This is a genomic window from Nocardia kruczakiae NBRC 101016 (genome assembly GCF_001612965.1).
Classification (GTDB): domain Bacteria; phylum Actinomycetota; class Actinomycetes; order Mycobacteriales; family Mycobacteriaceae; genus Nocardia; species Nocardia kruczakiae.
In genome coordinates, this window is sequence record NZ_BDBL01000016.1 from 1 (window position 1) to 11,442 (window position 11,442).

General features: G+C 67.5%; 9 protein-coding genes. 2 read left to right on the forward strand and 7 right to left on the reverse strand.

Translation table 11 applies throughout. The features are described from left to right. Positions 1 to 155: 155 nt before the first annotated feature. The 4 genes from NK1_RS13220 to NK1_RS13235 all read right to left on the reverse strand — a co-directional run bounded on the left by NK1_RS13220 (position 156) and on the right by NK1_RS13235 (position 4,169). Complete coding sequence (locus tag NK1_RS13220) at positions 156 to 998, reverse strand: ABC transporter permease (protein WP_063008835.1); 843 nt, start codon at positions 996 to 998, stop codon at positions 156 to 158. After that, positions 995 to 1,999: an ATP-binding cassette domain-containing protein gene (locus tag NK1_RS13225; protein ID WP_063008836.1), complete on the reverse strand. Its 1,005-nt coding sequence runs from the start codon at positions 1,997 to 1,999 to the stop codon at positions 995 to 997. Before NK1_RS13225 ends, NK1_RS13220 begins: the two co-directional genes overlap by 4 nt. A 674-nt stretch (positions 2,000 to 2,673) precedes the next feature. Next, positions 2,674 to 3,681 carry an adenylate/guanylate cyclase domain-containing protein gene (locus NK1_RS13230; protein WP_063008837.1) on the reverse strand — a complete coding sequence of 336 codons (1,008 nt, stop codon included), beginning with the start codon at positions 3,679 to 3,681 and terminating at the stop codon, positions 2,674 to 2,676. A gap of 74 nt (positions 3,682 to 3,755) precedes the next feature. Continuing rightward, positions 3,756 to 4,169: a DUF7144 family membrane protein gene (locus tag NK1_RS13235; RefSeq protein ID WP_036496921.1), complete on the reverse strand. Its 414-nt coding sequence runs from the start codon at positions 4,167 to 4,169 to the stop codon at positions 3,756 to 3,758. A 206-nt stretch (positions 4,170 to 4,375) separates the two neighbouring features. Here NK1_RS13235 and NK1_RS13240 point away from each other — a divergent pair, with 206 nt between their 5' ends. Further along, on the forward strand, positions 4,376 to 4,606 hold the full coding sequence (locus NK1_RS13240) for a DUF8691 family protein (protein ID WP_063008838.1): 231 nt from the start codon (positions 4,376 to 4,378) through the stop codon (positions 4,604 to 4,606). A 12-nt stretch (positions 4,607 to 4,618) separates the two neighbouring features. Here NK1_RS13240 and NK1_RS13245 read toward each other — a convergent pair whose 3' ends face one another. After that, positions 4,619 to 5,731, reverse strand: a complete 1,113-nt coding sequence (locus tag NK1_RS13245) for an AI-2E family transporter (protein WP_063008839.1) — start codon at positions 5,729 to 5,731, stop codon at positions 4,619 to 4,621. Positions 5,732 to 6,047: 316 nt separating this feature from the next. Between NK1_RS13245 and NK1_RS13250 the strand changes: the two genes are divergently transcribed. Continuing rightward, positions 6,048 to 8,609 carry a winged helix-turn-helix domain-containing protein gene (locus NK1_RS13250; RefSeq protein WP_063008840.1) on the forward strand — a complete coding sequence of 854 codons (2,562 nt, stop codon included), beginning with the start codon at positions 6,048 to 6,050 and terminating at the stop codon, positions 8,607 to 8,609. Here NK1_RS13250 and NK1_RS13255 read toward each other — a convergent pair. Further along, on the reverse strand, positions 8,543 to 9,676 hold the full coding sequence (locus NK1_RS13255) for an alpha/beta fold hydrolase (RefSeq protein WP_063905998.1): 1,134 nt from the start codon (positions 9,674 to 9,676) through the stop codon (positions 8,543 to 8,545). The genes NK1_RS13250 and NK1_RS13255 overlap by 67 nt on opposite strands. Before the next feature lie 159 nt (positions 9,677 to 9,835). Continuing rightward, the gene (locus NK1_RS13260) at positions 9,836 to 11,398 is read right to left on the reverse strand and encodes an FAD-dependent monooxygenase (protein ID WP_157104255.1); all 1,563 of its coding nucleotides are present in this window, start codon (positions 11,396 to 11,398) and stop codon (positions 9,836 to 9,838) included. Positions 11,399 to 11,442: the final 44 nt, after the last annotated feature.

Genomic DNA, 11,442 nt, shown 5'->3' on the forward strand with positions numbered 1-11,442 from the left:
CGAGGCGGCCGCCCATGCGGCACCGCCCGCGGCCGCGGCAACGCCCGCCGCGATGAGCCGATTACGCAACCGACCGGATTTCCGGGAACTGCCCAACTGCATGCCCCCATGCTGTCACAGCCCCGGGCCGACCGCAGTAGCGCCAGGTGAGAGCCTCACCGGCTGACGGACCGCTTGAACTGACGCAGTGCCAGCGGCACGAAGATCACCAGGATCGCCACCACCCAGATCAATGTCGTCGCCACCGGATGCTGGAGCGACCACACATCGGGCGTGGGATTCGCCGGACTCGTGTTGCCGAACAGATCGCGCGTCGCCTGCGTCACCGCCGAGACCGGATTCCATTCCGCGACCACGCGCAGAGGCGTGGGCAGCACGTTGCTGGGCACGAAGGTGTTGGCGATGAAGGTCAGCGGGAAGATCACCATGAAACTGGCGTTGTTGAACACTTCCGGCGCCCGCACCAGCAAACCGACCACGGCCATGATCCAGGAAATCGCGTAGGCGAACAGCAACAGCAGGACATAGGCCAGCACGGCCTCGAGGAAGGAACCGTGGATGCGCCAGCCGACGAGCAGTCCGGTCACCGACATCACCACCAGGCTCACCACATTGATGGCGACGTCGGCCACGGTGCGCCCGACCAGGACCGCCGAGGGCGCCATCGGCAGCGAGCGGAACCGGTCGATGATTCCGCGCTGCATATCCTCGGCCAGGCTGGTGCCGGTGAACGTGGCGCCGAAGACCGAGGTCTGGGCGAAGATGCCGGCGATCAGGAATTCGCGATACGAGGTGCCCTGCACACTGATCGCCGATCCGAAGATGTAGGCGAACAGCAGGACGAACATGATCGGCGACAGCGTCGAGAAGATCAGCACATCGGGCACTCGTTTGATCTTGATGACATTGCGCTTGGCGATGGTGAGGCTGTCACCGACCACGATGGCCGCGCGTTCGGCCGGCGTCGGTCTGCGGGTATCGGTCGCCGCGGTGATCATCTGCTGTGTCCTTCCGTGGCTTGTTCGAGGGTCTGCGCGGCATCGGCCGGATCGATGGAGTCGGCGGCCTCGTGCCCGGTCAGGGTGAGGAAGACGTCATCGAGCGAGGGCCGCCGCAGGCCCACGTCCTGGATGCGCACCCGGTGCGCGGACAGCCGCTCGATGGTGTCGACCAGCGCCTGTGAGCCGTCGTCGACGGGGATGGTGAGCCGCCGCAATCCCGGTTCGACGTGGATATCGCCGACCGCGAGCCCGGCCAGGGCCTGCTGCGCGACGGGGAGGACGTCGGCGTGTTCGACGGTGAGCTCGATCCGGTCGCCGCCGACCAGGGTCTTGAGCTCGTCGGCGGTGCCGCGCGCGATAACGGTGCCGTGGTCGATCACCGCGATGGCATCGGCCAGCCGGTCCGCTTCCTCCATGTACTGCGTGGTCAGCAGCAGGGTGGTACCGGCGGCGACGAGTTCCTCGATCACATCCCACAGATCCAGCCGGGCCCGCGGGTCGAGGCCGGTGGTGGGCTCGTCGAGGAACAGCACCGGCGGATTCGCCACCAGGGCGCCGGCCAGGTCCAGGCGGCGCCGCATCCCGCCGGAGTATCCCTTCACCGGCCGATCGGCCGCATCGCTGAGCCGGAAGCGTTCGAGCAGTTCCCGGGCGCGTTTTTTACTGCGCTGGATGCCCAGGTGGTACAGCCGCCCCACCATCTCCAGATTCTCGAAGCCGGTGAGGTATTCGTCCACGGCCGCGTACTGGCCGGAGGCGCCGATGTGCGCGCGTAACCGCTGCGGTTCGCGCAGGACATCGATACCGGCGACGGTGGCGCGGCCGGCATCGGGTGTGAGCAGCGTGGTCAGCACCCGGACGGTCGTGGTCTTCCCGGCGCCGTTGGGGCCGAGCAGTGCGGTCACCGTCCCCTCGGGAACCGCGAGGTCGAGACCGTCGAGGGCGACGAGGCGACCGTATTTCTTGACCAAACCCTCGGCGATGATGGCGTCGGGCATACTTTCCCCTGCCGTTCGATGTGGATGTGAGGTTTGCTACTGCCGTGCAGTATTGCCCACACCACCGACAAGTTCATCCGAATAACCCCCCTCGGGCACCGACTCGACGGGCGGGAAACGGAGGTGGTCGCATCCCGGGATCCGGCGGTGCTCGGGGGTGCCGGCGGGATGCGACCGATTCGATACTCCCGCGCCCGCACTCGAAGATCGCGAGTAGCGCGCTACTCGAGTACGTCCCGCGCGGCTACCTACCGGCGCTCGGGTAAAGCCCCAAAGGTGTGAAAACGCCCACGACCGGACGTCGCCACACCCGCGCAGCTACCGAATTCGACGCCGGCAACGAGGCCTCGCCACCGCCGATCGTTTCACGTGGAACAAGTTTATTCCGCTGCGTCGCAACATAATTCGAGATTGCCACCGTGACGCCTATCGGGCTCTCGGCAAACCGGATGAGGCGCCCCGCAACACGCCAGGGAAAAAATTTTCGAAACTAGCGCCCCTCATGCAGACACAAACGAGAATCGTCGCGTAGGATCAGTCACGTCGGCCCCTCCCCCCCGGGCCGACCCTACGCGGGCCTCGGCTAACTCCCCCCCTTCGCCGAGGCCCGCTTCCAATTCCCGGACTTCTCCGAGCGGGACACGGACCACTTCCCCCGTTGTGCGACAGCGCTTTCAGCCCTCGTTCCGCCGCAGCACGTGCGAACCCAGACGGTTGATTCCACGCACTCGCACACTGCGCAGATTCCGCAGCGAGAACTCGGGTTCGTCCGCCAATTGTGTTGCCGCGCCGTCGTCCACCAGGACGGTGCCCGGCCGCGCGACACCGGTCAGCCGTGCCGCGGTATTCACCACCGAACCGTAGAGATCACCGAACCGTTGCAACACTTGCCCATAGGCCAGCCCGACCCGTAGTTCCGGGGTGGTGCCGGCACTCGTCGTGGCCTCCTGGATCGCCAATGCGATCCGCCCGGCGGCCACCGCGGATTCGGCCGCGAACATGACCTCGTCGCCGACGTTCTTGATGGTCCAGCCACCGTTCGCGGTGATCGCATTCGTGGTGACGGATTCGAACGACTCGAGCAGATCGTCCAGTTCATCGGCTTCCAGATGCCGGGTCAGCCGGGTGTAACCGACCATATCCGCGAATCCGACGGCCAACTCCCGCAACGTTTCTCCGGTGCCGTCGCCGGCCAGGGACCGTGTCAGCGCCGCCGCGAGATGCCGCCGCCACGCATATGCCTGCAGTTGCTGCAGCGCCGACACCACCTCGGTGGTCGCCTCCCGGGCGACCTTGTCCTGGTCCACCCCGGGATCGCCCGCCGTGATCGACCGGATCCGGTCGGCGATCTCCTCCGCGACCAGATCGACCTGCCATTCCGCCAATCGCGCCATCGACTGCCCGAGGGTGCGCGCGGCCGCCTGCTGCCGGCGCACATCGGCGCCGGCCAGCGCGTCGAGACTGCGGAAGTTCCGGACCGCGTTCACATCGCCGTCGGTGAATTCGACCGCGGCGTCGTCGTCGTGAGCCGGAAAGCCGAGCGAAACCCACAGCCGCCGGGACAGATCGGACGGTACGCCCGACAGCTCCGCGACCTCGACCCGGTTGTAGCGGCGAGGTCCCTCCAGTAGATACGGCTCGATGACCGACTGGACCAGCTTCGACAGCTCCGGGGAGGCCATAATTCCGACGATACGGATCCCGCCGGCGCCGGGTCGCCCGCCGATGACGTGTCACAGCCGGGCGACCCGGTCGGTCACACGCGGTCGGGGCCGGGCTGCCAGGTGGCGACCGCCCAGATCACCACGACATTCAACGCGATCACCAGGATCGACCACGCCGGGTAGTACGGCAGCCACAAAAAGTTCGCGAGAATCGACAACGCCGCCAACGTGATTGCCACGATCCGGCCCCACGTGGTGCCGGCCATCAGACCGAGGGCGGCGATGACCAGCAGGATCCCCAGGACGATATGGATCCATCCCCAGGTCGTGGTGTCGAACTGGTAGACGTAGTCGATCCCCACGACGAACAGGTTGTCGTTGGCGACCGCCGAGATTCCTTCCAGAATCGAGAGCACACCGACGGTGACCAGCAGGATCGCCGCGCCGATCGAGGTTCCGGCGGCGATGCCCTGACGTACCGGATGCTCCTGCGGGGTTGTGGTCATGGCAGAACTCCTTCCCAGCCGAGGGGCTTTCCCATGAATGTGCCCATCGCGACGCGCGGTGACTTCACCCGTGGCGGGTGAGTATCGGGCGTGGTCGTTCCGCCGGACCCGTTCGCGGCCGGATCTCGAGCTCATCCCGCGCGGATGAGGCGACCACCAGCGGTTGTGCACGAGGCTGGAGGCGAGCAGGCAACCCGCCCGAGGAGGTGAGTTGGTCATTGTCGATCCGGTATCAGTTCGTCATCGATGGTGAATTGTCCGAGCGGGCCCTGGCGGCATTTCCGGAGTTGAGCCGCAGCGAGCATTCTTCGGCGGGCACGACCACGCTGTTCGGCGCACTCCCCGATGCCACGGCCATGCGGGGTGTGCTCGCGCGGATCGATTCGCTCGGCCTGACACTGCTGGGAATGGCACAACTGCCCGACTCCGCCGGCTGAGGGAGCGGCCGGCTACGGTTCCTGGTCCGGATCGGGCGCCCGGTCCTGGATCAGCACGCCGACCCACCGCGTGGACGGATCGATATCGAGCAGCAGCGCCTTCATCAGCAGGGTCAGCGGAATCGCCAGCAGCGCGCCGAGCGCCCCCAGGACCCACGACCAGAAGACCAGCGACAGGAATGTCACGGTCACGCTGAGGCCGACCGCATCCCCGACGAATTTGGGCTGGATGATCGACTGGATGACGAAATTGATCACCGAGTAGACGACGATCACCCACACCATCAGTATCGGCCCGCTGTCGAGCAGCGCCAGCAACGCCGGCGGAATCAAGCCGATGACGAAACCGATATTCGGAATGTAGTTGGTGATGAACGACAGCAGCGCCCACAGGAGCGGAAGCGGCACGCCCATCAGCCACAACGCACCGCCGTCGAAGATGGCGACGATCAAACCGAACACCGTGGAAACGACCAGATACTTCCGGGTGCCGCTGGCGAATACGCCCAGCGCATACGCGATTTCGGGTCGCGCCTTGGCGACCACCGCCAGTTTCCGATCGATCATCATGCCGTCGATCGCCATGAACAGCAGCAGTGCCAGCACGAAGAACAGATTGGAGAAGATTCCGAGCGCATTGCTCAGCGCAACGGACAGGACATCGACGACCTTGCCCACATCCAGACCGTTGAGCGCGTTGTGGATCTGCTCGGTATCCACCCCCAGATCGGCGAGGGTATCCCGCACGCCGTTGAGCATGTCGTCGAGCTTGTCGGAGTATTTCGGCAGTTCGGATGCCAATTGCGCGATCGAGAGCACCAGCGCGCCGAGCAGGACGAGCAGGATCAGTACGACCAGGATCAGCGCCGCCACCATCCCGATCCACGGCCGCCAGCCGCGCCGCTGCACCCAGGTCTGCACCGGCTGAACGGCCATGGTCAGCATCAGCGCCAGGAAGGTGGGGCCGAGCACACCGGCGAACGCCCTCATTCCCAGGACTGCCACCACGGCGCCGGCAACGGACAGCATCACGATCAGTCCCCGCGGAAGCGGCCATGTTCCCCCGGAAGCGGGTGGCGGAGCCGCTCGTTCGGCCCGCGCGGGCCGATCTCGTCGCCATTGCATCGGAATTACCTCGCCGCCGCAGACCGGACTGTCGATTCTCCGACCGACACTACGGCTCCGACCGGCCCGCCAGGTCTTGCGCCACGGCCGAATTCGACGGCCCGAGACCGATTCGAAATCATGATGGAACGCACATTTTGACCGATTACAGCAAATGAGTAGTGTACGTTTCAGTTTGGAGAAAGCAGGCTTCACCGACATTGCCTTCGGCGAAGGCACAGCTCCGGGAGGCGCTTTGAACGCTTCGCCCAGAACAACACGATCGCTAGCCGATAGCTCAAACATTGCCACCATCCGCAGTGGCCTCCAACTCGGTGTGCCGGAACTCTCCTTCGTACCGCTGTCGCTTCCCGCCGCCCACGCCCGCCTCGACGAGGCGGCGACGACCGGGGCCGGACAGGCCGTATTGATCTGCGCCCCCGCGGGAACCGGCAAGACCGTCCTGGCCGCCGACTGGGTGACGCGGCTGGCGACCCGGCATTCCGACTGCCGGGTGGGCTGGCTGACCTTCACCGGCCGCCGCGGCGAATCGGCCGATCTGTGGCGTGCGATCGCCGGAGTGCTCGACCTCCCCGTCGGATCACCGGACCGCGACCCCACCGGTCCGCTCGCCGAACCGGCGACCCTGGTGGACCGGCTGACCGAGCGAGCCGAACCGACGGTGCTCGTCCTCGACGACGCCCACCTGCTGACCGACCCCTTGGCCCTCGCGGGGCTGGAGTATGTCGTCGACAACGCACCGCCCACCCTGACGACGATCGTCACCGGCCGGTTCGATCCGCCGCTGCGATGGCACGGGCTCGAGCTGAGTGGCCGGCTCACCCGTCTGACCGCGCGGGAACTCGCGCTCGACGACGAACGCACCGCGGCCCTGCTCGGCCAGCACGACCTCCACCTGAGCACGGCCGATATCGCCGGGATCCAGCGTCTGACCTGCGGCTGGGCCGCGCTGGTACGGATCGCCGCGATCTACCTGGCCGCGAATCCGCAGGACCGGCCGACCGCGTTGGCGGCATTGGCCCGCGCGCCCCACGCCATCAGCGACTTCCTCGTCGGCGAGTTGCTGGGCGCGCTTCCCGACGACGCGCTGCACTTCCTGCTCGCCACCGCGGTGCCCGAGGAATTCAGTGTCGCGCTGGCCACCGAGCTGGTCGGCGAATCCGCCCCGGCCACACTGGAATATCTGCTGCGCAACAACCTGCCGATCACGTGCGTTGCCCGCCACGGCGAACTGTGGCACAGCTATCACCCGATGCTGCGGGCCTACCTGCTCGCCGAGGCCGCGCGTTCGCTACCGAACCGGCTGCCGCGCATTCACCGCAGCTGTTCGGCATGGTTCATCGACGCCCGGATGCCGTCGGCCGCACTGCATCATGTGCTCGCCGTACCGGGGCATCCGCAGCTGTCGCGGTTCATCCGCGAGCACGGCCCGAGGTTGGTGTTCGGCGGGGACGGGCCGTCCTTCTTCGCGCGGCTCGACGACGTCGGCGAACTCGCCGACGATCAATTCGTCCAGCTGCTGCGCATCGCCGAGGCCGTGAGCCGCGGGGACGTGGCGGCGTGCACGGCGTACCTGGATCGGCTCGAGGCAGAACCCTGTTCGGCCTCCGCCCTGGTGCCCGCGTCCTGGTTGATCGCACTGCGCACCGCGGTGGTCGCCGATGTCGCGGTGTTGACCGGCGCCGAACCCGCTGCCCCCGAGCCGGCGACGCCCACGCCGACCGGTCACGCCGAACTGGACTGCTACATCGTCGCGCAGGTGGCCAATGCGCATCTGCACCGCGGCGATGTGGTGCGCGCCGAATCGGGACTGTGGCAGGCGCTCACGCTGGCCGAACATGCCGGACTGGGTCGCTTCGTCGTGCCGGCTGCGACGCGATTGGCGCTGTGCGGCGGTATCGGCGGCCATCTCACGGTGATGTGCAAGCGAGCCGAACATGCCGTGGCACTCGCCGAGAAGTACGGACTGCGAACACATTCCGCGATGACGCACGCCCGGGCGATGATCGCCTACGCGCGCTATCTGCAGGGCGATCCGATCGATGTCCGCGGGCAGCTCCCGCCCGCCACGACGAGTGGCCTCTCCCCCGCGCCGACCGCCGACCGGCAGGCGGTGGCGTTGCTCCGGCTGATCGAATTCGATTCCGCCACAGACCGTTTCCTGGCCGCCGATACGCTGCGGATGCAACTGCTCGACATGCTCGCCGAGCCGACGCCGCCGCGCTCCTGCGGCAACCTGGTCCTGCACACGGTGTCGGCCCTGCTGCGGATCCAGTCTCGCGTCGGCGCACAGACTCTGGTCGAGCGAGCGATCGCGGTGCTGGGCCACACACCCGAGGTCGTGCTGGCGCATGCCTGCCTGTCGGAGTACGCGCAGACCTCGTCGACGACGCTCGAACTGCTGCAGCCACTTCTGCGCCGGACCGAGGGACTGCCCGCGCTCACCGCCGTCACGGGCTGGCTGTTGTACGCCGCCGCATCCGACCATCTGGACCGTCCGGTCAAGGCCTACGAGGCGCTGGCGCGGGCGCTGAATCACGCGGCCGACGACCGGATCGTGCGACCGTTCCTGGAGGTGCCGGGAATCGTTGCGTTACTGGACGGTTCGGTCGGCCGTTTCGGTCACCACGACCGGCTGGTCGATCTGATCCGGTCCCATCCGTCGGCTCGCGGCGCGGCGCACAATCCTGGGCTCACCGAAACCGAGATGTCGGTGTTGCGCCAGCTGCCGTCCGGGATGACGACGCTGAATATCGCCGAGGGCATGGGTGTTTCGATCAACACCGTCAAAACACACCTGCGCGGGATCTATCACAAACTGGGTAGCGGATCCCGGGCCGAGGCCATCGCACGAGCGCGCGAACTCGGTTTGATCTGATCCGGATCGGCCGAGGCGCCCGAAGGGTCGCCGAGAAAATCGCCGATCGCGGGCCAGGTGGAGCCGGCCGCGTCCGGACCCACCATCAGGCCCAGATGTCCGCCGGACACCTCCACGAACCGCACCTCGGCGGCGCCGGTGAGCAGGTCCACACCGCGGCGAGTGGATCCCGCGGGCACCAGCATGTCGGTGCGGCTGCCGATCAGCAGCACCCGGCAGGTCAGTTTCGACAGGTCCACGACGAGATCCGAGCGCAGTCGAATCACACCGTCCGCCAATTCGTTTCGCAACACCAGACTGCGATAGATCTGCCACAGCGAACGTCCGGGATAACCGGGCATGGTCGCCATGAAGCGGTCGACCGCCTCCATGCGGGCCAGAGCCTCGGTGTCGGCGGCATGCCGGGCGATGAACAGCGGACGGGTCAGCTCGCGGTCGAAGGCCTGTAGCCGGAAGCCGAGCCGGACCAGCTCGCGCGGGGCTCCGCCGAGCAATTTGGTCGCCAGGGCGACGCCGCGTCCACCGGTCAGCTTCCCCGCCATCCGGACCGGCACCAGGAACGGGGTGCGGCGCTGGTCGAACGGCGTAGCCAGGCCGGTGACCGAGGCGATCGGCAGATCCGCATGGGCCGCCGCGGCGATCATCGCGAGCGCGCCACCCAGCGACCAGCCGATCACGTCCACGGGTCGCCCGTGTTCGGCGGCGACGCGGCGCACCGCGTCCGGAACGATGCCGTGGGTCCAATGCTCGAGCCCGAGATCCCGGTCGCCGTAATCGAAATCGCCGTAGTCGACCACATACGGCTGCTTGCCGATGGCGAGCAGATAGCGCACGAGGCTCTGGCCGTCCCGCAGGTCGAAGCAGGCCGGCGTGACCGCGAGCGGTGGTACCAGCAGGACCGGATTCCCGGTTCCGGGTTCGTCGCGGTCGTAGCGCAGCAGTCGATTGTGCGGCTGCTCGCTGATCGGTGTGGACGGCGCCGGCCGGTAGGGCTCGATTCCGTCGCCGAACGACACCGCCCAGATATTGCGCGCCGCGCGCGGCAGATCCGCAACGATCGCGACCACGGGCTGTTCCTTCCACTCCCGGCCGCGAATCCCGCAGCACGCGCCGGTCCACACCGGCACCTCGACGAACGATAGCTATTCGATGGTAGGCAGGCAGCACATCTGCCCGCTACTCGAAGTTACATATAACACGTTCGGCAGGACCGGCGGGAATCGCGCTCACCGACCGAACCAGCGAGTCAGCGCCGTCCTCACACCCTCGACCCCCTCGGTGGCTGCCCAGGCGACATATCCGTCCGGACGGACGAGCACGCCGGCCGCCGCGTCGGCACCGGTCTCGTCGGAGGCGTCCAGCGGCTTCGCCGTGACGATCCGAACCCGGTCCTGCCACGGCGCCGCCGCCGCGCGCAGCTCCGCGGAGTCGGCGAAGTCGAACAGCACGCCCTGGCCGGAGGCGAAGTGTTCGGCCACGCGAGTCCCGTCGGAGAGATCGCGATCGGGAACGATGGTGCCGACCAGTTCGTGGTCGCCGCCCAGGTGGTAGCGGTGCAGCACGCCGGAGATCCGTTTGAACACGGTGGTCGCGCCGTCGCCGGTGGACAGCAGTTCGGACATCACCGCCCGCAGCGCCTTACTGCGCCGATCCAGCCGCATCAGGGCGACCTGCGCCCGAGTCCATTCCAGCACCCAGGCGCCGATCGGATACCGCTCGGCGGTGTAGGTGTCCAGGAGCCGCTCGTCCATCCGGCCGTCGACGACCGCGGCCAGCTTCCAGCCGAGACAGACCGCATCGCCGATTCCCAGATTCAGGCCCTGTCCGCCGAACGGCGAATGTACGTGTGCCGCATCGCCGGCGAGCAGCACGCGGCCCTTGCGATAGTCCGGGACCTGACGGGTGTTGTCGGTGAACCGGGTCGCCGAATGCACCGCGGAGACCCGCACGGGTACCCCGGCGACCCGGCGCAGACTCGCCTCCAGCTCGGCGGCCGTGATCGGCGCGTCGCGATCGACGGGTGGTCCGTCGAGTTCGACGGTCAGAAAACGGCCGGGAGTCGGCCCGTAGACGTAGATGCCGTGGTCGGTGTCGTGCCAACCGGGCTGCAGCCCTTCGGTTTCCGACATCTCCACCACCGCCTGCCGCCCGGTGATCTCCGGCCCGATACCCGGGAAATCGAAGCCGGCGAGTCTGCGGACGGTGCTGCGTCCGCCGTCGCAACCCACCAGCCAGGAAGCGCGGATCTCGCCGGAACGGCTGCTCTCTTCGCTACCGCCGCTCTCGTCGGCACGGCACCGCACCGTGACCGCGTCGCCGTGGTCGGTCAGATCGGTCAGGTGCACGCCCCGGCGTACCACCACGCCGAGTTCCGCCGCGCGCGCACCGAGAATCTCCTCGATGCCCTGCTGGCTCACCAGCACGGCCCGCCCCGCCGGCCCCACACCGGCGAAGGCCGGATCTTCCGCGTCGATCAGGTCGAACGACAACATGATTCCCGCGAAATGACCCGCGATCGGCGGCCGGTTCGCGGGGCCCGCCGTCCCACCGGTGAACGCCTTCATCCGCTCGACCGCCGCCTGCTGATGCGACAGCAACTCGGGCAACAGTCCGCGCCGATCGAAGGCCTGTGCGGTCGGCACATTGATCGCTCCGGCCTTGATGGTCCGATCGATCTCCGTCAGGCGCTCCACGACCAGTACCTCGACGCCGGCCAGCCGCAGTTCACATGCCAGCATCAGCCCGACCGGACCCGCACCGGCGACCACCACATCGAATGTCTCGCTCATGACATCGACCCTGCCGCCGGTCGCTTGCAGCTCCCTTGCACCGC